Annotated in this window: 24 protein-coding genes and 1 tRNA gene; 9 read left to right on the plus strand and 16 right to left on the minus strand. The window is 63.2% G+C overall.

All coding sequences use genetic code 11. The features are described 5' to 3' along the window. Positions 1–5: 5 nt before the first annotated feature. The 9 genes from MY494_RS05170 to MY494_RS05210 all read right to left on the minus strand — a co-directional run bounded on the left by MY494_RS05170 (position 6) and on the right by MY494_RS05210 (position 6,941). On the minus strand, positions 6–326 hold the full coding sequence (locus MY494_RS05170; protein ID WP_247911660.1) for a hypothetical protein: 321 nt from the start codon (positions 324–326) through the stop codon (positions 6–8). A gap of 98 nt (positions 327–424) precedes the next feature. Continuing rightward, positions 425–661, minus strand: coding sequence for a hypothetical protein (locus MY494_RS05175; protein WP_247911661.1), 237 nt, complete (start codon positions 659–661; stop codon positions 425–427). Positions 662–757: 96 nt separating this feature from the next. After that, positions 758–952: an AlpA family transcriptional regulator gene (locus tag MY494_RS05180; protein WP_247911662.1), complete on the minus strand. Its 195-nt coding sequence runs from the start codon at positions 950–952 to the stop codon at positions 758–760. 286 nt (positions 953–1,238) lie between these two features. After that, the gene (locus MY494_RS05185) at positions 1,239–2,504 is read right to left on the minus strand and encodes a site-specific integrase (protein ID WP_247911663.1); all 1,266 of its coding nucleotides are present in this window, start codon (positions 2,502–2,504) and stop codon (positions 1,239–1,241) included. A gap of 185 nt (positions 2,505–2,689) precedes the next feature. Continuing rightward, positions 2,690–2,774 (minus strand) — tRNA-Ser (locus MY494_RS05190). Positions 2,775–2,810: 36 nt separating this feature from the next. Then, entirely contained in the window at positions 2,811–4,781 is a 1,971-nt protein-coding gene (locus MY494_RS05195) for a ComEC/Rec2 family competence protein (RefSeq protein WP_247911664.1), read from the minus strand. Between the two features lie 44 nt (positions 4,782–4,825). Then, positions 4,826–5,713, minus strand: coding sequence for a glycine--tRNA ligase subunit alpha (gene glyQ / locus MY494_RS05200; RefSeq protein ID WP_247911665.1), 888 nt, complete (start codon positions 5,711–5,713; stop codon positions 4,826–4,828). Positions 5,714–5,751: 38 nt separating this feature from the next. Beyond that, a complete protein-coding gene (locus tag MY494_RS05205; protein WP_247911666.1) occupies positions 5,752–6,696 on the minus strand; it encodes a kinase in 945 nt (314 codons plus the stop codon). Beyond that, positions 6,693–6,941, minus strand: a complete 249-nt coding sequence (locus MY494_RS05210; RefSeq protein WP_247911667.1) for a hypothetical protein — start codon at positions 6,939–6,941, stop codon at positions 6,693–6,695. Before MY494_RS05210 ends, MY494_RS05205 begins: the two co-directional genes overlap by 4 nt. A gap of 117 nt (positions 6,942–7,058) precedes the next feature. Here MY494_RS05210 and MY494_RS05215 point away from each other — a divergent pair, with 117 nt between their 5' ends. Continuing rightward, a complete protein-coding gene (locus tag MY494_RS05215) occupies positions 7,059–8,669 on the plus strand; it encodes an iron uptake porin (RefSeq protein ID WP_247911668.1) in 1,611 nt (536 codons plus the stop codon). Between the two features lie 3 nt (positions 8,670–8,672). Here MY494_RS05215 and ubiE read toward each other — a convergent pair whose 3' ends face one another. Genes ubiE through hisF form a run of 3 tightly spaced genes read right to left on the minus strand, consistent with a single transcriptional unit; the run spans position 8,673 to position 10,539 of the window. Further along, entirely contained in the window at positions 8,673–9,407 is a 735-nt protein-coding gene (gene ubiE / locus MY494_RS05220) for a bifunctional demethylmenaquinone methyltransferase/2-methoxy-6-polyprenyl-1,4-benzoquinol methylase UbiE (protein WP_247911669.1), read from the minus strand. Then, the gene (locus MY494_RS05225; protein ID WP_247911670.1) at positions 9,391–9,708 is read right to left on the minus strand and encodes a hypothetical protein; all 318 of its coding nucleotides are present in this window, start codon (positions 9,706–9,708) and stop codon (positions 9,391–9,393) included. The genes ubiE and MY494_RS05225 overlap by 17 nt, the downstream gene beginning before the upstream one ends. Before the next feature lie 39 nt (positions 9,709–9,747). Continuing rightward, positions 9,748–10,539 carry an imidazole glycerol phosphate synthase subunit HisF gene (hisF, locus tag MY494_RS05230; RefSeq protein WP_247911671.1) on the minus strand — a complete coding sequence of 264 codons (792 nt, stop codon included), beginning with the start codon at positions 10,537–10,539 and terminating at the stop codon, positions 9,748–9,750. A 53-nt stretch (positions 10,540–10,592) separates the two neighbouring features. Between hisF and MY494_RS05235 the strand changes: the two genes are divergently transcribed. The 3 genes from MY494_RS05235 to MY494_RS05245 all read left to right on the plus strand — a co-directional run bounded on the left by MY494_RS05235 (position 10,593) and on the right by MY494_RS05245 (position 13,887). Next, on the plus strand, positions 10,593–10,805 hold the full coding sequence (locus tag MY494_RS05235) for a DUF2862 domain-containing protein (protein ID WP_010312876.1): 213 nt from the start codon (positions 10,593–10,595) through the stop codon (positions 10,803–10,805). 71 nt (positions 10,806–10,876) lie between these two features. Beyond that, positions 10,877–11,800, plus strand: a complete 924-nt coding sequence (chlG, locus tag MY494_RS05240) for a chlorophyll synthase ChlG (protein WP_247911967.1) — start codon at positions 10,877–10,879, stop codon at positions 11,798–11,800. Further along, entirely contained in the window at positions 11,797–13,887 is a 2,091-nt protein-coding gene (locus MY494_RS05245) for a transglycosylase domain-containing protein (RefSeq protein WP_247911672.1), read from the plus strand. Before chlG ends, MY494_RS05245 begins: the two co-directional genes overlap by 4 nt. Here MY494_RS05245 and MY494_RS05250 read toward each other — a convergent pair. Continuing rightward, entirely contained in the window at positions 13,884–15,209 is a 1,326-nt protein-coding gene (locus MY494_RS05250) for a 16S rRNA (cytosine(967)-C(5))-methyltransferase (protein ID WP_247911673.1), read from the minus strand. The genes MY494_RS05245 and MY494_RS05250 overlap by 4 nt on opposite strands. After that, entirely contained in the window at positions 15,206–15,538 is a 333-nt protein-coding gene (locus MY494_RS05255; RefSeq protein WP_247911674.1) for an MGMT family protein, read from the minus strand. The genes MY494_RS05250 and MY494_RS05255 overlap by 4 nt, the downstream gene beginning before the upstream one ends. 50 nt (positions 15,539–15,588) lie before the next feature. On the opposite strand from MY494_RS05255, the gene trmH reads away from it, so the two are divergent. The 3 genes from trmH (at position 15,589) to MY494_RS05270 (ending at position 17,022) form a co-directional block, all read left to right on the plus strand. After that, positions 15,589–16,284 (plus strand): tRNA (guanosine(18)-2'-O)-methyltransferase TrmH, encoded by a 696-nt coding sequence (gene trmH / locus MY494_RS05260; protein ID WP_247911968.1) that lies wholly within the window; start codon positions 15,589–15,591, stop codon positions 16,282–16,284. Positions 16,285–16,348: 64 nt separating this feature from the next. Continuing rightward, complete coding sequence (locus MY494_RS05265; protein ID WP_247911675.1) at positions 16,349–16,588, plus strand: CopG family transcriptional regulator; 240 nt, start codon at positions 16,349–16,351, stop codon at positions 16,586–16,588. Next, the gene (locus tag MY494_RS05270; protein ID WP_247911676.1) at positions 16,588–17,022 is read left to right on the plus strand and encodes a TA system VapC family ribonuclease toxin; all 435 of its coding nucleotides are present in this window, start codon (positions 16,588–16,590) and stop codon (positions 17,020–17,022) included. The genes MY494_RS05265 and MY494_RS05270 overlap by 1 nt, the downstream gene beginning before the upstream one ends. 3 nt (positions 17,023–17,025) lie before the next feature. On the opposite strand, the gene MY494_RS05275 is transcribed toward MY494_RS05270, so the two are convergent. Continuing rightward, a complete protein-coding gene (locus MY494_RS05275; RefSeq protein ID WP_371820712.1) occupies positions 17,026–17,850 on the minus strand; it encodes an ABC transporter permease in 825 nt (274 codons plus the stop codon). A gap of 95 nt (positions 17,851–17,945) precedes the next feature. Between MY494_RS05275 and MY494_RS05280 the strand changes: the two genes are divergently transcribed. Both MY494_RS05280 and MY494_RS05285 read left to right on the plus strand, forming a co-directional pair. Continuing rightward, complete coding sequence (locus MY494_RS05280; protein ID WP_247911678.1) at positions 17,946–18,659, plus strand: response regulator transcription factor; 714 nt, start codon at positions 17,946–17,948, stop codon at positions 18,657–18,659. Next, on the plus strand, positions 18,656–19,009 hold the full coding sequence (locus MY494_RS05285; RefSeq protein ID WP_247911679.1) for a response regulator: 354 nt from the start codon (positions 18,656–18,658) through the stop codon (positions 19,007–19,009). Before MY494_RS05280 ends, MY494_RS05285 begins: the two co-directional genes overlap by 4 nt. On the opposite strand, the gene MY494_RS05290 is transcribed toward MY494_RS05285, so the two are convergent. Continuing rightward, positions 18,996–20,456 carry a sensor histidine kinase KdpD gene (locus MY494_RS05290; protein ID WP_247911680.1) on the minus strand — a complete coding sequence of 487 codons (1,461 nt, stop codon included), beginning with the start codon at positions 20,454–20,456 and terminating at the stop codon, positions 18,996–18,998. The genes MY494_RS05285 and MY494_RS05290 overlap by 14 nt on opposite strands. Positions 20,457–20,468: the final 12 nt, after the last annotated feature.

A 20,468-nucleotide genomic window follows, 5' to 3' on the forward strand; every position in this document is an offset into this window, starting at 1 on the left:
GTGACTCAAAAACCAATCAGTTCGAGAACTTCGTCCCTAATACGATCTTTCTCATCAGAATCGTCTTCATCAAACCAGTCAGGATCATCGAGAAACTGATTATCAAAACTGGAAATAATCTCATAGACAAGATCATCAAGATCAACATTGAACTTATTGACAATCTTTTTAATCAAGTCATTCCCTCCGTGAGTCCCCTCTGCATCTGCGTGGATTTCATTATTCATGACCTCATAGACTAAGAGCATATCAAGTTGCTTTTGATACTGACTGACCAAAGAGGTGAAAACAAGATTACGAACGAAAGTGGGGGTAGGATAATTCATTTATTTGATCGAGGGAAGGGGTAATTAAGTGTTTGTTCTCGCAGTTTCTCTGCGGTAGGGATTTAAGTCGGTTTATCGACTGATTATCAACAAAGAGATCAAAGAATCCCCTGTTTATCAAGATACTCCATCACCTGATCACGAAGACTATCTTTAATATCTGTGTCCTCTTCGTCATACCATTCCTCACAATCACGGAATACATCATCCCATTCAGATATTGCTTCGTAAACAATTTCATCCCAATCAACAAGTTTTCCCTGATCTTTCGATAAACGCATTTGGACCTTTAACATAGTCAGAACATCAGGAACACAGGGATAATCACGGGTCATCAAATCAATCATGAGAACAATAAGTAAGTGAACATGTTTGTTCTCGGTGTTCTCTCACCGATAGGGTTTTGAGTCGGTTTATCGACTATGGATTGCTCAACCGAAAGCAGCAGCAACCTTTTCGGCACACCAGTCCTCAACCTGGGCACGAACCCAGACCACAGAACGAGCACCTAAGGCAACCTGCTTAGGAAAATCACCGTCATCCATCAGACGGTAGATAGATGACTTCGACAGGCAGGTCATTTCCTTGACCTGAGGAAGACGGATAAACTGAGCAGAGGTAAGCATGAACTCAAAAAGCAAAGAACTGTTAGTTGCTTGTCTTGCTTTTTGACTTGTAAGTCAGAGAACCAGGGAGGGGATGTCTGGTTAAAAAAAGGAATGTGCTCTCTCGAGCAAGGATGTATTTGATTTGTATCGGTGAGAGAGGATTGTCTCCCCTCCTGTCGATGAACTAAGTATAGCAGGGGAGAACCCGACCCGAGCATTCCAAGGGGACACCTGAAGGATCGACCTTTCAGTTGTGGCAGGAGGTCTCACAAGGTCCCAGTGAGTCGAATCCCACCCCTAATCGTCAGACCTTCATCCCTCTCTCTAGGAGAGCATCACACCAGGCAACCATGAACTCTTTGCGTTCATCAAGCAATTGGGATTGGTCGTAGGACTGCCGCACTTTGTCTCCAAGAGCATGTGCCATTTGCCTCTGGATTAAGTCAGACGGGAATCCAAGAACATCCTGTCCAGCAGTCAAAGCAGTTCTTCGGAGACCGTGTGCTGTCTGAACCCCCTTGTATCCCATACGGATGAAGTGCTGGTTAATCGAATAGGGGTTGAGATACGCAGTGCTTCTCTTGCGGAAGGAAGCAAAGACGAACTCCTCATCCCCATTGACCTTCCTCAAGGTCTCGAGAACCTCTCTGAGGGGATCGGTCAGAGGAACCAAATGCTCCTGACCGTTTTTCATCCGATCAGCAGGCACCACCCAGAGATCCCTTGACTCATCGAGTTCGACCCATCGCATCGGGGTCAGAGACCCGACCCGCAAGAAGGTCATGAAGACGACCTTGGCAGCACTCAGCAAGACCAGAGACCCATTTGCCTGGTTGCTCTCCAAGTCCTCAAAGAACTTGGGCAACTCGTCCCACGGAAGGGTGGGATGAGGGGTGGACTTGTGCTTGCTCTTGGTCCCCTTGGTTCCAAGGGCAGGGTTCTGGTCTCGACTCAACCACCCTTCATCGATGGCATGGTCAAAGACCAGACGCATGACCATCAGGAGTTTGTGTGCCTGGGGTTCTTTCCCCTCAGCAACCTTGGAACGGAAGATCTCCATGACCCGTTCACGACCCGTCCTCCCACCAGCACCCTTGTGATCCCACGCAAGGTGAGCAACGGGGGTATCTGCCCCCAGTCGGGGGATCACCTGGTTCCTCAGAAGGTTCGGATACTCCTTCTTCGATGACTTGGAACTGGAGTGAGAGAGATACGACTCACATGCCTGTTCAAAGGTCGGACCAGAGGACTGCTGAACCTTTGACTGCTGCTCTTCCCTCTTGAGTTCCCTGGGATCCTTGCCCGTCTCCTTGCTCCATAGACGGATCCGATCCCACTCGTCCTTTGCCTCTTTGAGGGACCACTTACCAACCCCCTTCCCGTAGACACCGATTCGCACAGGAACCTGCTTCCCACTGCGTCCAGGAGGGAACCGCATCCTTCCCTCAAACGACTTGCCTCCCCCCCTTGACTCAGATTCGATTACCAGCAGCAACGAGTTGCCGACGGAGATATTCCTTCTTCTGGGACCTGCCTTCTCTGCCTTGACTTGCGAGTCAGAGAGAGGCATCTCAAGAATCCAACAACACCGATTTTATCCAACAACACAACCCCTATTTCCAACAACACATCCAACAACACTTTTTCGAGACCTTGTGGTTTTCCCTGGGACGAACCAGGACCAACAAGCACTAAAAAAGTCCCTCACCGCAATGGGTTTGGGACTTCCGTGGTCTTGTCAGGACCTTCTCTGAACGGAGAGGGTGGGATTCGAACCCACGGAAGGTTGCCCTTCAAACGATTTCGAGTCGTTCGCTTTCGACCACTCAGCCACCTCTCCAGGCGACTGGGCCAGTGTACGGATCAAGCAGCCAGCTCAGCTCTGGTGCCATCCGCTGGTGGAACCGGCAGTGGGCCACCAGGCCTGAAGTCCGCGTAAGGCCTGCACCTCCCGGGGACTGGGAACAAACCCCAACCAGACCGAGCCGCCGCCGCGGCCCTGCCGCAGCCAGCTCCACCAGGCCTGCCGATCGGGAAGCACCAACCAACGCTGTCGCCCTGCCCTGAAGGAGAGGCCCTGGCTATAGGGACTGATGCGACTCACCGAGAGCCCTGGGCTGTGCAGCTGTTGCCCAGGCCAGAGGCGATCGACCGTGGTGTGGGCCAAGCGCGACCAACAGGGATTGGGCTCTTGAGGCAGTGGATCAAGCAAGAGCAGCCAATCGAAGCGCGCAACCCCCAGCCCCTGGGCCAGTTGCTGAGCGCGGCGGCAACTGCTGGGGTCGGCCTTCAGGCTCACCAGACCGGCCCGGCCCTGGTGGCGGACGACCAGCCACTGGCGCGGAGCCTGGCGAACCAGCAGCAGTTGGTCCCGGCTCTGCTGCCAGGAGCGCAGGCCAACCGCCAGGGGAAGCAGCGGCAGCGCCAGCAGACGCCAACGGCGACCGGCCGGAAGCAGCCAGGGCAGCAGCCCCGCCAGCAGAAGCAACACCAGGAGCACCCCTAGCTGTCCGATCGGCAACTGGGCCATCGGCAAGCGGGCCATCAGCTGCACCAAAGCCAGCAACAGCTGTGCCATCGGCACCATCAGCGCACCCAGCAACCCGAGTAGGGGTGGCATCAGCACCGCAGTCAGGGCCATCGCCATCGCCCCCAAGGTCAGCGGTGTCAGCAACGGAGCCGCCAGGACATTGGCCAGGACCGCGTAACTGGGCACCACGCCGAAATGCAGCAGCTGCAACGGCAGGGTCCAGAGCGAAGCGGCCAGAGGGAGCGCCATCGCGGCAGCCGCCCAACGGGGGAGCCACCTGCGCAGTCGCTCCTCCAGGGGACCGGCCGAGAGGATCAGGCCAGCCGTGGCGGCCGCACTCAGCTGAAAGCCCACATCCAGAAGCCAGCTCGGCCGCAACACCAACATCAGCAGCAGGCAGAGCAAGAGCGAGAACAGCGGACGAGCGCCGCGACCGCTCTCCTTCAGGACAAACGCCATCGCCCCCATCAACAGAGCGCGAACCACGGAGGCCTGACCGCCCGCCAGAAGTCCAAACACACCCATCGCACCGAAGGCCGCCGGCCAACGGATCAATGCAGGAGCGCGGCGAGTCACCAGCAGCACGGCGCCCAGCAGCACGCTCAGATGAAACCCACTAGCCGCCAGGGCATGGGAGAGGCCCGCCGCCCGGAAGGATTCCTTCAGGCTCGCGGGCAGCGTCACCATCGCTTGCCCCAACACCAAAGCCGCCAGCAGCCCGCCGGGTTCCTCCCCACCAACCCGCCGCAGCTCCGTAGCAATCCGGCGGCGACCATCCGCCATCGGCGTGGGCGGGCGGGCGATCAGCTGCCAACGCTCAACCCGCAGTTCACTCCAGACCCCTTTGCCCGCGAGCCGTTCCGCCGCCCCAGGCAGCAGCGGGTGCGGTCCGCCGCGCAGCCGCCTCAGTCGGCCCTCCAGTTGCAAACGCCAGCCCTGCTGCAACTCTGGGCAGGAGAGAAAGCGCAGACGAACCCGCCCCTGCGGAAGTTCGGCCAAGGCCTGACAGGACGCACCCATTCCTCGCGGGTCCTGCAGCAGCCGCGCCTCCACCTGGACCGGCTGCGACTGCTGAGAAGGCGGGATCCAATGAATCGGGTCAGAGGCCGAAGGTTGGGGCCGTCCCATCCAGCCCCAACCACCCAGCAACAGCAGGGCCAGCAGCCAGGCCAACAGCTGGGAGAAGGACCAGCGCTGCCGGCGAGCCCAGCCGCACTGCAGCAGACCCAACACCACCGCCAGGGCCAGCTGAGGGACCAGCGACAGCGGCAGGACTCCAAGGGACAGGGCCACTAAGGCCCCGCCCGAGAGCAGCAACGGCAAACCTCACCCCAGTCCAGCTGGAGTGAGCGTTCCCTGCGTTAGGCCGCTACCGCCGCCTCTTGCTTGAGCAGCGGGAAGCCCAGGGCTTCGCGTTCCTCCAACCAAGCCTCAGCCACCTGCCGGGCCAGGTTGCGGATCCGGCCGATCGTGGCGGTGCGCTCGGTCACCGAGATCACCCCGCGGGCCTCCAGCAGGTTGAAGGTGTGGCTGCACTTCAGCACGAAGTCCAGGGCCGGGGCGGGCAGCTTCTTCGCCACCAGGTCCGCGGCCTCAGCCTCATAGATCGCGAACAGCTGCTTGAGGCGCTCCGGGTTGGAGGCCTCGAAGTTGTAGGTGCACTGACCCTTCTCAAACGGCAACCAGATGTCGCCGTAGGAGCGGTTGCCATCCCAGGAGAGATCCCAGATGCTCTCCACGTCCTGGAGGTACATCGCGAGGCGCTCCAGGCCATAGGTGATCTCGATCGAGACCGGCCGGCAATCGATGCCGCCGCACTGCTGGAAGTAGGTGAACTGGGTCACCTCCATGCCATCCAGCCAGACCTCCCAGCCCACACCCCAGGCGCCGAGGGTGGGGGACTCCCAGTTGTCCTCGACGAAGCGAATGTCGTGGTCCTTGGCGCGGATGCCCAGGGCCTCCAGCGAGGCCAAATAGGTCTCCTGGATGGCATCCGGGCTGGGCTTAATCAGCACCTGGTACTGGAAGTAGTGCTGGGCGCGGTTCGGGTTATCGCCATAGCGGCCATCGGTGGGCCGGCGACAGGGCTCGGGGTAGGCCACCGCCCAAGGCTCCGGCCCGATGGCGCGCAGCACCGTGTGGGGGCTCATCGTCCCGGCACCCTTCTCCGTGTCATAGGGCTGAAGGATCAGGCAACCCCGCTCAGCCCAGAAGCGGTTCAGGGTCTGGATGATGTCCTGGAAATGCACAGATGCTCTGGACTGGGTTCGTCGTGCGGGGATTCTCGCTAACCGCCCGCCAGCCGAACTTCCTCCACCTGCCGCTGGGCATTGACCCGCAGCACGACATCGGCGGATCGCCCCGACACCAGCGCCGATTCCGGGATGCAGACCTGAAGACTGCGCGTCATGGTTTCAAGCTCGTGCTCAGCCAGCCCAGACCCCGTCTGTTGCTGCTGACTCAGGTTCTGCTGGCGCTTCCAGCCCGTCACCGTGGAGAGGGTGGTGGGGCTCAGTTGCCAGAGACCGTCCAGCTGCCGCCAGACCTCTTGATAGGGAAGGACGTTCCGTTGAATGACGGGCCTGTAGGCCAATTCCGCTTGGGTCAAGGGAGTCAAATCAGCGCTCTCCTCCCCGTGACTGGCCGCTGCCCAAGGACCGGCTCCAACAAACCAGCCCTCCAGGATCAACAAATCGGCTTTGAGCAGCCGAGTACCCGCACGATCGCCCCGGCCCTGCCGCAGCGCCTTGTCAAAAACAGGGGCCTCACAAGACCCCTCGCTGCGCCATTGCCGTAGGCAGCGCAGCAAGAGCTCCACATCGTGGCTACCAGGAATGCCCCGGGGTGCCCGCCAAGGGTTGCCGTCCATTGCCGCATCCAGTGCCTGGCCTTCGAAATAGAAGTCATCGAGGGACACCACCTCAACGGCCATCCCCAAGTGGGCCGCTGCCGCCTTGACCCAGGCGCAGAGGGTGGATTTACCGCAGCCCGGCATCGCCGCCAAACCCAGTAGGGAGCGTCCTTGGAACTGCTGCAGTTGATCCAGCAGGGGCAAGCCCACCGACGCCATCCAGGTGAAGTCGACCCCAACGGGCCAGGCCTCGCGGGCAAGAGAGAGTCCATCGTTGGCCGCCCAACGGGCCACCCAATCGGCCAGGGAGTCGTAGCCCAAGGCGCCAACCAACACCTCAAAACCAGCGATCTCCCGGCAGCGCTCCAGGGGCGAGCTCAAGGGGTGGGCTTCACCAAGGCACCGCCATTGCAGAACCGGGCCGACCAGGCCTTCTGCTCCTCAAGGCTCAGGTTGGGGTGGTTCCGCTGGTACCACTCCAGGGAGGTGTTGAAGCACTTATTCCATCGCACCGACTGACCGCCAATCGCCCCGAGCGATAGGGCGATCGAGACCGAGCTGGCCGTGGCTATGAGGGCCAACACCGGGAAGAGGTGAGCGTTGATCGCGTCCCGCGTTCTGCTCATGAATCCCGAGAGCCTTCTTGCAGAACAAAGACTAGTGATTTTTGAAACATGAACATGTTCAGAACGAAAACGAACTGATCAATCAGGAAGCAGACTGTCCCGAGCTTTCAGACCTGGATGCCCCGTCCCCCACGGCTCCGTGCGCTCCTGTTGGGGAGCGTCTTTGGGACCGGGCTGAGCGTGAGCCAACCCGCTCCCGCGGCAGAACTCGAGCAGGTCAGCACGATCAGCCAGTTCTTAGATGTTCAGCCGAGTGACTGGGCCTATCAAGCGCTCAGCAACCTGATCGAGCGTTATGGCTGCGTGGCCGGCTACCCCAACGGCAGCTTTGACGGAAACCGAGCGGTGAGCCGCTACGAGGCAGCAGCCCTACTGAACGCCTGCCTCGATCGGGTCACGGAGGTGACCGACGCGCTCAAACGCCTCACCCAGGAATTCGCGCGGGAACTGGCCGTGTTGCGGGGCCGGGTCGATGCCCTCGACGCCAAGGTGGGCGTGCTCGAGGCCCTGCAGTTCTCCACGACCACCAAGCTCTCGGGCCTAGCGGTCTTCGTAGTGGGCGGGAACCAGTTCTATGGAACGGCCCAAAACAGAACCGTGAACGGGTGTCCCGACATCAGCGATGTCGAAGAGAGCGACCCGCAATTTCTGCAGTACGGGGTGGAGCAAGCCAAACGCTGCTTTGGCGCCGCCACCTTCAACTACGAACTCGAGCTCTTCTCCGACACCAGCTTCAGCGGCAAGGACCTGCTGCGCCTAGTGCTGCGGACGGGCAACTTCACGCTGGCCAGCAACAGCTTCGGCGGCCCCTTCCCCGCACCCACCAACCTCTCCCAGTTGGAGATTGCTTTTCAAGAAATCGGCAAGCCCAACGAGGTCTCGATCGATCGGCTCTTCTATCAATTCCCTGCCGGCGATTTCACCGTCTCCCTCGGCGGCCGCGTCGGTCAGGAAGACATGCTGGCGATCTGGCCGAGCGTCTACCCCAGACAAACGGTCCTCGATGTCACCACCTTGAACGGTGCGCCTGAGGCCTACAACAAAAACCTCGGCACCGGGGCGGGCCTCTGGTGGCAGAAGGCTGGCTTCGCCGTCAGCGCCAACTACGTCGCGGACCGCGGCGGCCTCGGCAGCCCAGGCGTCGGCGGGATCGCCACCTCAGGCTCCGGCGGCACCGGAACCGTCCAGCTCGGCTACAGCCACGATCGTTTTGGCCTAGCGGGGATCTACTCCCAAATCCAGAACCAAACCCCCTGGATTGGCTACGGCACCAACTTCCTGACCGGCAGCCAACTCCAGAATCCCGGCACCACGGCGGCCTACGGCCTGAGCGGCTACTGGGTCCCGGCAGACGACGGCTGGGTCCCCTCGCTGAGCGCGGGCTTCGGCATCAACACCACGACCTACGAGGCCGGGGTGGAGAGCGATGGGCTTGCCAAGAACAGCCGCTCCTGGAACCTCGGCCTGAATTGGAGCAATGCCCTGGTGAAGGGCAACAGCGCCGGCATGGCAGTCGGTCAGGCCACCTACGCCACCAGCCTCTATGGCGACCGGGGTGCCAACGACGCCAACTACGTCTGGGAGTGGTGGTACTCCATCCAGGTCAGCGACAACCTCGCGGTGACCCCAGCGCTCTTCTATCTGAGCCGGCCCCAGGGGGAGAACACACCGGCCGGCGAGAGATTCGATCAGCTGGGGGCCCTGGTCAAAACCACCTTCCGCTTCTGATCCCTAGGCAATCAACTGCAGCAGCCCCATCTGCCCGCCCGCCAGCAGCTGATGCTGGGCCTGGCTGAAGCCCGCCTCCCGAGCCAACTCCTCTTGCTGGGGCCCAGTAGGGAATCGCGCCAGGCTGTCCTCTAGGTAGGCGTACTGAGCCTCCAGGCCTGCCCGCTTGGCCAGGGGTACGACCAACTGACGCAAGTAAAAGCGCTGGAACTGGGCCGTCAGCCCCTGGGGGTCGAGGGCCCGGTTGAAATCAAGAACAGCGGCCCGCCCGCCGGGACGGAGCAAGCGCCGCAATTCCTGCAGCCCCGCCGCGGGATCGGCCAGGTTGCGTAGGCCGTAGGCCATGACTGCACCATCCGCCCAGCCATCGGCCAGCTCCGTGGCCTGGGCATCGGCCTGACGAAATTCCAGCGGCAACCAGGGGCAGCGGGAGGCCCGCCGGCGCGCCTGCTCCAAGGGGGCTGCTGCGGCGTCGAGACCCAAAACCAACCCAGCGGGCCTGACCTTCTCAGCCAGAAGGAGCGCCAGATCGCCCGTTCCGCAACACAGGTCCAGCAGCCTCTGCCCTGGTACCGGTTGGAGCCAAGCCACGGCTTGCCTTTTCCACAAACGATGGAGACCCAGGCTGAGGAGATCGTTCAATCGGTCGTATTCCGGCGCAATCCGATCGAACAGCTGACGAACCGCCTCGGGATTCCCGGGCGGAATCGAGGCAGAGGGCTCAGGGCTCGGCGGCATCCCAAGGCAACGAGATCGAATCGAGACTGACACCCGCTGCCACCATCTCGGACTGGTCGGACTCCAAAGCCGTGAAATAGCCCTGGGCCTCCAGTCGTTCAGCGCTGGTGAAGGTCATCACCATCACGGTGGCCAAACCAATGGCTGCTGAGCAGACCATGCATCCGGCCAGCATCAAGGAGAACTCCTTGCGATCGCTGGCCGCCTGCATCAATTGCAAAGCCCAGGCGACCATCACGATCACGACAAGGACAACGGACCCTGCCAGCACTGGAGAGTGGCTCTGATCGAGGGCCAGCACTGGCTAAACGAAAATTTCTGAGCGAATTGTAACGGCGGGTTAAGCGGCGCGCGACCCCCTCTCAAGCGGGCGGATGTTCAGGCCACGCCCCAACAAATCAGCTTTGATTTGCTCGACCGTCAGCACGCCGTCATGCAGCAAGGACGCCAGCAAGGCCGCTGAGGCATGGCCTCCAGAGGCTGAGGAATCCAGGGCCTGGGCGATGTGGTCGATGCAACCGGCCCCGCCGCTGGCGATCACCGGTACATCCACGGCATCGGAGACCGCCCGGGTGAGGTTCAGCTCGTAGCCCGCCTGGGTTCCATCCCCATCCATCGAGGTCAGCAGGATCTCCCCAGCGCCCAGCGCCACCACACGCTGTGCCCACTCGACCGCATCCAGACCTGTGTTCTCACGGCCCCCTTTGACGTACACGTCCCAGCCCCCTTCTCGGCGACGGGCATCAATCGCCACAACAATGCACTGACAACCAAAGCGTTCGGCCCCGCGGGCCACCAGCTCTGGATCACGGACCGCCGATGAATTGAGGCTCACCTTGTCGGCCCCAGCCCGCAGCAATTCCGTGATGCCCTCAACAGAACTGATCCCACCACCCACGGTGAACGGAATCGTGACCGCCTCGGCGGTGCGACGAACCAGATCCACCAGGGTGGCTCGCCCCTGGTGACTGGCGGCGATGTCGAGAAAGACCAATTCATCGGCCCCAGAAGCGCTGTAGCGACAAGCCAACTCCACGGGATCGCCGGCATCGCGCAAGCCAACGAAGTTCACCCCCTTCACCACCCGGCCATCGGCCACATCCAGGCAGGGAATGATCCGTTTGGCGACCATGGGGGAAGGTTTGCAGCGGGTTAGCCTGACGCCACTTTTTCGTCGCGCCGGACATGTCCCAGGCTGCCATCACCGTCGGCTCGAAGGTGCGGGTCACCCGGGTGCGCGATCGCATCCCCGCCGACCTGGTTTCCGCCCTCCAAAGCGATGCCACCGGCACCGTTAAGGACTTCAAGGTCACCGATGGCAAAGGCATCGGTGTGGTGGTTGAGCTGAGCAACGGAACCACCACCTGGTTCTTCGACGACGAGATCACCGCCGCCTAAATCCACCGTTCGTGAGCGACTCCCCCAACCCCACCGCTGCCACTGGTGGCGGTGCCCGGCAGCTTCTGGGCATGAAAGGTGCCAGCGGCACCACCAATATCTGGAAGATCCGTCTTCAGCTGATGAAGCCGGTCACCTGGATTCCTTTGATCTGGGGGGTTCTCTGCGGAGCAGCGGCTTCCGGGAACTTCCACTGGACCTTTCCTGAGGTCGGAGCCTCTATCGCCTGCATGGTGATGAGTGGCCCCTTGCTGGCTGGGTTCACCCAGACCATCAACGACTACTACGACCGCGAAATCGACGCGATCAACGAGCCCTACCGGCCCATCCCCTCAGGTGCGATCCCCCTCTGGCAGGTCAAGGCTCAGATCTGGGTCCTGCTGCTGGCCGGCCTTGGTGTGGCCTACGGCCTGGACCTCTGGGCAGGCCACGACACCCCGGTGCTGTTCCTGCTCGCCCTGGGTGGTTCGTTTGTCAGCTACATCTATTCCGCCCCCCCGCTCAAGCTCAAGCAAAACGGCTGGCTGGGGAACTACGCCCTGGGCGCCAGCTACATCGCCCTGCCCTGGTGGGCCGGCCAGGCACTCTTCGGTCACCTGACCTGGACCACCGCGATCTTGACCCTGGCCTATTCCCTGGCCGGTCTCGGCATTGCAGTGGTCAATGACTTCAAGAGCGTCGAAGGCGATCGCGCCCTGGGCCTCCAGTCCCTCCCAGTGGCCTTTGGCATCGAGAAAGCCAGCTGGATCAGCGCCGGAATGATTGATGTCTTCCAGCTGGCGATGGTGGCGGTTCTGATCGCCATCGGCCAACATTTCGCTGCCGTCCTCCTGGTGCTGTTGATCGTCCCCCAGATCACCTTCCAGGACATCTGGCTGCTGCGCGATCCCGTGGCCTTCGACGTGAAGTATCAAGCCAGCGCCCAGCCCTTTCTGGTCCTCGGCATGCTGGTCACGGCTCTGGCAATCGGGCACAGCGACCTGGTGGTGATGTGAAGCACAGGCGCCGGCGGCAGCTGATCTCAGCCGGTCTCGTTGGAGCTGGTGCTGGTCTGGCTGTGGGGCTGACCCAGGCGGTCGTGACCCGCGGCGTCGACAGCCTGCTGCCGAACGTTCGCGGCGTCAGCAGCTACAACCGCCCCGGCACCCTGACCTTGCTTGCCAGCGATGGCCAGGTCATCCAGAAGCTGGGCCCCGCCACCCGGGAGAAGCTGGTCACCGGCCAAATGCCCCTGCTGGTTCAGCGCGCCTTCATCGCCGCAGAGGACCGGCGCTTCTACGAGCACGACGGCATCGATCCGATCGGGATCGGCCGGGCGATGGTGCGCAACATCTCCAGCGGCTCTGTCGAAGAAGGCGCCAGCACGATCACGCAACAGCTGGCCCGCACGGTCTTCCTGAGCCAGGACCGAACGATCATCCGCAAGCTCAAAGAGGCCCTGCTCGCCGGAAAGCTCGAGCGCCAACTGAGCAAGGAGCAGATCCTTCAGCAGTACCTCAACTACGTCTATCTCGGCGCTGGGGCCTATGGGGTTTCCGATGCGGCCTGGATCTACTTCTCAAAAACCCCATCCGAGCTAAACCTGCCGGAGGCGGCGCTGATTGCAGGCTTACCGCCAGCCCCCTCGGTCTACTCACCGCTAGTCAATCCCGATCTAGCCCTGCAGCGCCGGGCGATTGTGCTTCGCCGGATGCGCGAAGCGGGCTTCATTGACGACCTGCAGTTCGCCAGCGCCAATGGCTCACCGCTGCTACTGAAGCCGGCCGAGCCCAAGTACTTCACCAGCCGCGCGCCGTACTTCACCAGTTGGGTCGCCCAGGAACTACCCAACCTCCTTTCGAAGGAACAACTGGAAGTGGGCGGCCTGACGATTCGCACCAGCTTGAACATCGACTGGCAGGAGAAGGCCCAGAACACCATCAACCGCCACACCCCAGGGGCGATGGAAGGAGCAGTGGTTTCGATGGAACCAGGGACCGGGTTGGTCCGCTCAATGGTGGGCGGCAAGAACTTCAACGACAGTCAGTTCAACCGGGCCTCCCAAGCGCTGCGCTCCCCTGGTTCCACCTTCAAGTTGTTCGTCTATCTCTCGGCCCTCAAGGAGGGCATGAAGCCAGAGGACAAGATCACGGACCGCAAGGTCTGCTACGGCGGCTACTGCCCAAAAAACTTCAAGGACAAGTACTTCGGCACCGTCCCGCTCTGGATGGCACTGCAGAACTCACTCAACACCGTGTCGGTGAGCCTGCTCAAACAGGTGGGCTTCGACAAGGTGATCGCCACCGCCAACAGCCTGGGGATCACCAAAGGGCTGGGCCGCTTCTACCCGCTTGGGGTGGGCGCCACCGAGCAGACCGTGCTGGATATGACGGCGGCCTATGCGGGGATCTTCAACCGCGGGGTGTACATCAAACCCACCCCGTTTGAGGAAATCCTGGGCCCAGGCGGAGAACTGCTCTGGAGCCGCCGGGTCAACGGTGATCCAGGCAAACGCGTAGTGCCAAGTGACATTGCCGACGCGATGCTCTGGATGCTGCAGAAGGTTGTCAGCGGCGGCACGGGCTATGGGGCGGTTCCACCCGGTCGACCTGCTGCTGGCAAAACGGGCACCTCTGAAGGGGGCCGTGACCTCTGGTTCATCGGCGGCGTACCCCAGCTGGTTACCGGCCTCTGGTTGGGCTACGACAACAACAAGGAGACCAAGAGCACCAGCTCCCGCGCTGTGGTGGCCTGGTCGCAATACATGGCACCGATCCTCAAAGAACTGCCGGTGGAGCAGTTCCCGCCGAAGCCCGTGCTGAAGGGCAAGTTCAACCCACTCAAGGCCCTCACCAAAAACCTCAAGTTGGTGAAACCCGAGGAGGAGGAGACCACGGTGGAGGAGACCACTGAGGAGACCACGGCTCCGTCCGGTCCAAGCCAACCCGGCCTGAACACGCCGGCTCCAGCTCGTCCAGCGAAGCGCCAGGACCCCTGCGGCAGCATGCAGACCAACCCCCGCTACGTCGACTGCCGCTTCGATCTGCTGGATCGCCGCCGCAGCGCGCCCAAACCTGCTGCCCCGGCACCGCCAGCCCCTTAAACCAAGGCAATCCGCGCCGCGAAGAAACCATCCCCAGCTCCGGCCAGTTGCCCAGGCCAGAGCTGCCAGCTCTGCTCGAGTCGCAGCTGGGGGTGAGCCCCAAGGAACGTCTCCAGCAATGCGCCGTTCTCCTCGGGATGCACCGTGCAGGTGGCATAGACCAGGCGACCACCGGGCTTGAGCAGGGGAAGCAATCCCTCCAGCAGCTGCCGCTGCAGCGTGACCAGACCCGCAATGGCCGCCGGGTCAATCCGCCAGCGGGCATCGGCATGGCGCGCCAGGGTGCCAAGCCCCGAGCAGGGGGCGTCAATTAAGAGGGCATCGAATTGAGCGACGAGTTCCGGCGCCTCCGCGGCCAAGGCCAAGGCATCCCCGTGGCGGGTCTCAATGCAACCCAAGCCCAGGCGCTCGCTGTTGCGGGCGACCCGGCGCAGGCGCGCCTCACCGCGATCGAGGGCCAGCACCTGCCCCTGATCCCCCATCAGTTCCGCCAGGTGCGTGCTCTTGCCCCCCGGAGCAGCGCAGGCATCAAGAATCCGCTCACCCGGCGTGGGATCAAGCAACGGCGCAATCTGCTGAGCCGATCGGTCCTGGACACACCAGTGGCCCTCGTCGTAGCCAGGCAGATGGCGCAGATCACCGGAGCGGCCCTTGATGGTCAGGCCCGCAGGCAGGCCTTCGATCGGCTCGGCGACCACCCCTGCGGCGGCGAGGGCCGCCTGGACTGCGTCGGGGGTGGCGCGCAGGAGATTGATCCGCAGGTCCAAAGACGGAGGCGTATTGCAGGCCACAGCAAAGGCCTCCGCCTGCTCGGGGGTTTGCCACTGCAAGAGCCCTTCAGCAAGCCAGTCCGGCAGGGACTGGCGGATCGCCAGGGCAGCCGCGGGATCTCCAGGTAGAGGCAGGGCTTCGCCGGCCTCCTGGCGGCGCAGGAAGGCCCGCAGCATTCCATTGACCACCGGGGCCAGTCGGCTCAAGCCACCGCGCTTGGCCAACTCCACCGTGGTGCTGACCGCCGCTGAGGCGGGGATGCGGTCACTGCTCAGCAGCTGATAAAGCCCCAGGTGCAAGAGCCAGCGCAACTTCGGGGGCTGGCGGTCAGCAGGGACCTTCCCGAGTTGATCCAGCCAGGCATCCAGCAAGCGCCGCTGACGAATCGCCCCATAGGCCAACTCCGTGGCCAAGCCTCGGTCCGGTCCGGAGAGCTCCGTACGCCCCAGCTCCCGCTCGAGGGCCCCATCGGCGTAGGCCCCGGCGGCCACCGCCTGCAACACCTGCCATGCCACCTGACGAGAGGCCAATCCTGGAGGAGTGCTGGTCATCCTCCACAACTAGCGCCCGGCGACCAGCGGTACTGGGCCAAGGGAAGCCGGCCCTCGGGGTCGACGGGGATGCCCTCGGCGATCAGCAGATCCCGCTGCATCCAGTCAGAGCCCTCGCGGCTGAGGCTCAAGGAGATGCAGCCCTTGGCATTCACCACCCGCTGCCAGGGGATCTCGGAGGGCAGGGGCAGACGGCGCAGGGCCCAGCCCACCTGGCGGGCACAGCCATAGGCCCCGATCAGCTCGGCGATTTGGCCGTAGGTGGCCAGCCGCCCCGGGGGGATTTTGGCCACGGTCTGCCAGACCCGCTCATCAAAGCTCCGGTCCATGGGCTGCGAACGGCCATCAGACACGATGGATGTTGGCCCCTGCCTCGCCGATGCCGCTGCTACCCCGCCGCTTTGAGCGCCTCCGCTCGGTGCTGAACCACCGGATGGGCGATCTGACGGTGGTGATGGAGCAGGTGGACAAGCCCCACAACCTCTCGGCGATCCTGCGCACCTGCGACGCGGTCGGGGTGCTCGAGGCCCATGTGGTGAGCCTGCCCGGGCGGCCGCGGACCTTCAACAACACCGCCAAGGGCAGCCAGAAATGGGTGCCGCTGCAGCCGCACCCGAGCATCGAGGGCTGCCTGCAGGGGCTCAAGGACCAAGGCTTCCGGATCTACGGGACCCACCTGAGCGTCGACGCGGTGGACTACCGCGACTGCGACTTCACCGGTCCCAGCTGCTTTCTGATGGGGGCGGAGAAGTGGGGCATGAGCGATGAGGCCCTGGCCCTGGTGGATCAGCCGCTTTTCATCCCGATGACCGGGATGGTCCAGAGCCTGAACGTCAGCGTCGCCGCAGCCACCCTGCTCTTTGAAGCCCTGCGCCAACGGGAGCGGGCCGGCAAGGTCCCCAGCGCCGGCGAGGGCATCCCGGGGGGCGCGGACGCCTACCAGCGAATCCTCTTTGAGTGGGCCTACCCCCAGGTGGCGGACTGGTGCCGCCGCGAGGGGCGCCCCTACCCGGCCCTGACCGAGGAGGGCGAAATCGCCGAGGACCTCCCCCGCACCCTGAAGCTGCGCTACTGAGACAGCAGCGGGAACGCTGAGAGCAGTTCCCCATACAGTTGTGATGCTTGATGCAGAGCATCAGATGCGTACGACCTTGTCCCTCGACGACGACGTCCTTGCGGCAGCCAAGGTGCTGGCGCGACAACGCAAGCAACCGATTGGCAGCGTGATCAGCGACCTCGCTCGCGAAGGATTAGCGCAGGCCAATCGGAAGAACCAGGAGACCCCAAAGGCCAGGCGCAATGGCCTGGCGCTGCTTCCCCGACGCGCAGATGGATCCCCTGTGGACTTGGAGCTAGTGAACAGCCTGCGGGAGGACTAATGGCGAAAGCGACAGCCCTCCTGGACGTCAATGTTCTGATTGCCCTTCTCGATCCGCAACACGTTCACCACGAGCTCTGCCATGGCTGGTTCGCGAGCCGGGGCGATGCCCCCTGGGCCAGTTGCGCCATCACCCAAAACGCTGTGCTGCGGATCCTTGGCAATCCGCGCTATCCCAACTCCCCAGGTCCGCCGGCCAGCGTGGCGCCCCACCTCGACAGCCTGGTGGGACATCCCAACCATCAATTCTGGGAAAGCAATCCGAGCTTGCTCGGCCAACCGTTCATCGAACGTTCCGCGTTGGTCGATCACGCGCAGATCACAGATCTCTACCTGCTTGCACTGGCCAAGCATCACGGCGGAACACTGGCCACCCTCGATCAACGCATCCAGGTCAAGAAAGGAGAGCAAGGGTTGGAGCTGATTCGCCCCTAACCCCTACTGCTCCGAGCGGAGGTTGTTGCTGCTGCCGCTCAGCCAACTCTCCAGGCCCTCCCCAAGGAACGAGAGCCCAAGCACGAGAACAAACATCGCCACCCCGGGGTAGAGGGCCGTCCACCAGACCCCGGTGGGCAGGGCATTGAGGGCCTGCTGCAGATCACTGCCCCACTCCGGCACGGTCTCGGGAAGCCCTAGGCCGAGGAAGCCCAGGCCACCGAGCACCAGCACGGCGTCGGCCGCGTTCAGGGTCAGCAGGACCGGCACCGAGGTGATGACATTGCGGAAGAGGTAGCGGCGCAGGATCCACCAGGGACTGGCCCCCAGGGAGCGGGCCGCTTCCACGTAGAGCTCAGCCTTGACCTGGGCGGTCTGGTTGCGGACCACCCGGAAGTACTGCGGGATGTAGACGACGCAGAGGGCCGCAGCGGCATTGGGCAGGCCCTTGCCCAGCAGGAAGGCCAGCACCACCGACAACAGCAGGACGGGCAGGGTGTAAAGCGTGTCCATGAGCAGCACCAGGACTCGATCCAGCCAGCCGCCGAGGTAGCCGCTGACCATCCCCAGAGGCACCCCAATCACCAGGGCCGAGACCAGGGCCACCACCACGACCTGCAGGGCCACGCCGCTTCCCGCCAGGGTGCGGCTGCAGACATCGCGGCCGAGGCGATCCGTGCCGCACCAGTGCTGCCAGGACGGCGGCGCATAGATCGGGTTCTCCAACCCGCCATTCACCTCGGGCAGCAAACCCAGGTGAATGAACAGCGGCGTCAGCACCGCCACCAGGGCGTAAACCAGGACGATCACCACACCCCAGCGGGCCATCCGGGCCGCGAGGCTGCGGGGGCGCCAGGCGAGAAGGCGCGATGCCGCAGATGTGGGTAAGACAGGAGGAGTCATTGCGGCACACCATGCCACCGATGGCCCCTGGCAGCCAAGCCACCCGACTGCTGCTTGCGGACGACGATCCCAAGCTGCGGCAGTTCCTGGAGCTCGAGCTCGCGGAGGAGGGTTACACGGTGCAGAGCGCCGCCACCGGCATGGATGCCCTCCTGGCGATTCGCCAGGACGCGCCGGAGCTGGTGATCCTCGATTGGATGCTGCCGGACCTCAGCGGCGTCGAGGTCTGCCAGCGGCTGCGCTCCACAGGATTGGGGGTACCGGTGCTGATGCTTACCGGCCGTGATGCCGTGGCCGATCGGGTCGAGGCCCTCGATGCCGGGGCGGATGACTACCTGGTGAAGCCGTTCTCGATCGAAGAGCTCCTGGCGCGGCTGCGGGCCCTGGCCCGGCGCGGGACGAGAAGCGAGCCCGGCCTGCTGCAGATCGACGACCTGATGCTGAACACCGCCAGCCATGAGGTCAGCCGAGGCGGTGCCGCGATCCACCTGAGCCTGACGGAATTCAGCCTGCTGCGGGAGCTGATGCGCGAACCAGGGCGGGTGCAGAGCCGCGAGCAGCTGCTCCACAGCGTCTGGGGCGAAGGCTTCGTCGGCGACAGCAATGTCCTGGATGTCTACGTGCGCTACCTGCGCCGCAAACTCGAGCCGGAGGGTCAACCCACCTTGATCCAGACGGTCCGCGGCGTGGGCTTCCTGCTCAAACCCGGGGCCCCAAAGATCGTGGCGCCATGACCCAACTGGTGGCGGTGGTCGACGACGACCCGCGTATCCGCGAACTCCTGGCCTGCGAGCTGGAGGACCTGGGAGCCGAGGTGTTGCGCTGCCGCGAGGGGGGCGAGCTGCTGGCGGACGGCCGGCTGGATCAAGTGGAGCTGGTGCTGCTGGATTGGGTGATGCCCGGGCTGGATGGCGAGGCCACCCTACGGGCCCTCAAAGGCCAAGCCTTCCAGGCGCCCGTGGTGGTCGTCACTGCCCTATCGGATCCGCGGGTCAGCGAGACCGCCCAGCGGGAAGGGGCGGCCGCGACGCTGCTGAAAACCGAGGCGGTCGATCATCTACCGCAGCTGCTCAACCGGCGCTGAACCAGCGACGGAGGGACTCATTGCGGCTCGGGCGCGGCTCGCTCGAAGCAGTCAGCACGGCGGGTAGGCGCAGCTGGAAATCAGCCCCACCGGCGGGCGCATCCACCACCGCGACGCTTCCGCCCATCCGCTCCATCAGGGTCTTGACCACCGCCAATCCGATGCCATGGCCTGAGACCCCACCTGTGGTGCTGCCGCGGCGGAAGCGCTCAAAGATCTGCTGCCGCTCCTCGGCGGGAACCCCGGGTCCGTGGTCAATCACATGCAAAACGACGACCTCGGCATCACTGCTGAGACACAGCTCAATCGGCGAAGCCGGAGGGCTGTATTTGCTGGCGTTCTCCACCAGGTTGGTGAGGCACTGGCTGAGGCGTTCCGGATCCGCCGAGACTTCCGCGTATCCCACTGGCGCAGGCAGCAGGCGCAAGCGGCCATTGCTACTGGCCTGGAGCCGGCTGAACAGATCGGAGAGCACGGCGTAGGGGTCGAGCTGACGGCACTCGAGCTGCAAACGCCCCGCATCGTCCCGGGCGATCTCCAGCAGGTCGTTGACCAGGCGCCCCATCGAGTCGGATTCCTCAGCCACCAACTGCAGCTGCTCCTGATCGGCCGTGGAGAGCTGATCGCGATGGCGCAAGAGCCGGCGGCTGTAGCCGGAAATCAGGGTGATGGGCGTGCGCAGCTCATGGGAGACGCCATTGACAAAGGTGCGCTGGTGCTCCCAGGCCTCCGAGAGACGGTCCAGGAGATCGTTAAAGGCTGTGCCGATCGGCCTGAGTTCCTGGGGCTGCCCCTTCAACGAAAGGCGCTCCGTGCTGAGGGAAGTACTGGTCATGCCTTTGAGCGACTCACTAAAGACCTCCAGGGGCATCAGGCCGCGGTGAATCACCAGCCGCAGCAGAGCTGAGGTGAACAGCGCTGTCATCCCGGCGACGGCGATCAAGAGCAACTGGAGTTGCTGCTCCTGGGCGTGTTGCAGGCTGAAGTCCTGAACAAAGCGCAGTTGATAGGGCTGGCCCGCCAGGCGAATGGGAATAGCGGAGGTGAAGTAAGAGCGGCCGGCCAACTCGAATTCATGGGGCCTGGAGCTCTGCAGCAACTCCTTGGCGGCCGCAGCGATCAAGGGATGGGTGGCGCTGTAGTCCTCAAAGAGGGGACCAACGGGCAGCAGCAGCGGCGGTCCTTTGGCTCGCTGGGGCTGAAGCCAGACCATCCAGGTCGGCGTGGCCAGTTCACTGAGGAGTTCCTGCAGCTCCGCGGGGGTATCGACATCGGCGGGGGCCAGGCGTTCGAGCACCTCCCGGGCGGCCTCGGCCTGGGCCACATGGCGGTCGTAGCGCAGGCGACCGGAGAGCTCGCGATTCACACCGAGCAGGACGACGTAGCCAGCCAAAACCGCCAGCAAGCTGGTGGCCTGCAGATGACGGCGAATGGAGGAGGCAGGCATGGACCGCGCGGC

The sequence above is a fragment of the Synechococcus sp. A10-1-5-1 genome (genome assembly GCF_023115425.1).
Taxonomy (GTDB): Bacteria; Cyanobacteriota; Cyanobacteriia; order PCC-6307; family Cyanobiaceae; genus Vulcanococcus.

What these genes read in the sequence shown, in the direction of transcription:
- MY494_RS05215 (WP_247911668.1), top strand. Translation starts at nt 7,059, where the DNA reads ATGCCCCGTCCCCCACGGCTCCGTGCGCTCCTGTTGGGGAGCGTCTTT.
- hisF (WP_247911671.1), bottom strand. Translation starts at nt 10,539, where the DNA reads ATGGTCGCCAAACGGATCATTCCCTGCCTGGATGTGGCCGATGGCCGG.
- MY494_RS05170 (WP_247911660.1), bottom strand. Translation starts at nt 326, where the DNA reads ATGAATTATCCTACCCCCACTTTCGTTCGTAATCTTGTTTTCACCTCT.
- chlG (WP_247911967.1), top strand. Translation starts at nt 10,877, where the DNA reads ATGAAAGGTGCCAGCGGCACCACCAATATCTGGAAGATCCGTCTTCAG.
- MY494_RS05290 (WP_247911680.1), bottom strand. Translation starts at nt 20,456, where the DNA reads ATGCCTGCCTCCTCCATTCGCCGTCATCTGCAGGCCACCAGCTTGCTG.
- MY494_RS05275 (WP_371820712.1), bottom strand. Translation starts at nt 17,850, where the DNA reads ATGGCCCGCTGGGGTGTGGTGATCGTCCTGGTTTACGCCCTGGTGGCG.
- trmH (WP_247911968.1), top strand. Translation starts at nt 15,589, where the DNA reads ATGCCGCTGCTACCCCGCCGCTTTGAGCGCCTCCGCTCGGTGCTGAAC.
- MY494_RS05210 (WP_247911667.1), bottom strand. Translation starts at nt 6,941, where the DNA reads ATGAGCAGAACGCGGGACGCGATCAACGCTCACCTCTTCCCGGTGTTG.
- MY494_RS05280 (WP_247911678.1), top strand. Translation starts at nt 17,946, where the DNA reads ATGGCCCCTGGCAGCCAAGCCACCCGACTGCTGCTTGCGGACGACGAT.
- ubiE (WP_247911669.1), bottom strand. Translation starts at nt 9,407, where the DNA reads ATGCCGCCGAGCCCTGAGCCCTCTGCCTCGATTCCGCCCGGGAATCCC.
- MY494_RS05235 (WP_010312876.1), top strand. Translation starts at nt 10,593, where the DNA reads ATGTCCCAGGCTGCCATCACCGTCGGCTCGAAGGTGCGGGTCACCCGG.
- MY494_RS05265 (WP_247911675.1), top strand. Translation starts at nt 16,349, where the DNA reads ATGCGTACGACCTTGTCCCTCGACGACGACGTCCTTGCGGCAGCCAAG.
- MY494_RS05250 (WP_247911673.1), bottom strand. Translation starts at nt 15,209, where the DNA reads ATGACCAGCACTCCTCCAGGATTGGCCTCTCGTCAGGTGGCATGGCAG.
- MY494_RS05180 (WP_247911662.1), bottom strand. Translation starts at nt 952, where the DNA reads ATGCTTACCTCTGCTCAGTTTATCCGTCTTCCTCAGGTCAAGGAAATG.
- MY494_RS05285 (WP_247911679.1), top strand. Translation starts at nt 18,656, where the DNA reads ATGACCCAACTGGTGGCGGTGGTCGACGACGACCCGCGTATCCGCGAA.
- MY494_RS05185 (WP_247911663.1), bottom strand. Translation starts at nt 2,504, where the DNA reads ATGCCTCTCTCTGACTCGCAAGTCAAGGCAGAGAAGGCAGGTCCCAGA.
- MY494_RS05255 (WP_247911674.1), bottom strand. Translation starts at nt 15,538, where the DNA reads ATGGACCGGAGCTTTGATGAGCGGGTCTGGCAGACCGTGGCCAAAATC.
- MY494_RS05175 (WP_247911661.1), bottom strand. Translation starts at nt 661, where the DNA reads ATGACCCGTGATTATCCCTGTGTTCCTGATGTTCTGACTATGTTAAAG.
- MY494_RS05270 (WP_247911676.1), top strand. Translation starts at nt 16,588, where the DNA reads ATGGCGAAAGCGACAGCCCTCCTGGACGTCAATGTTCTGATTGCCCTT.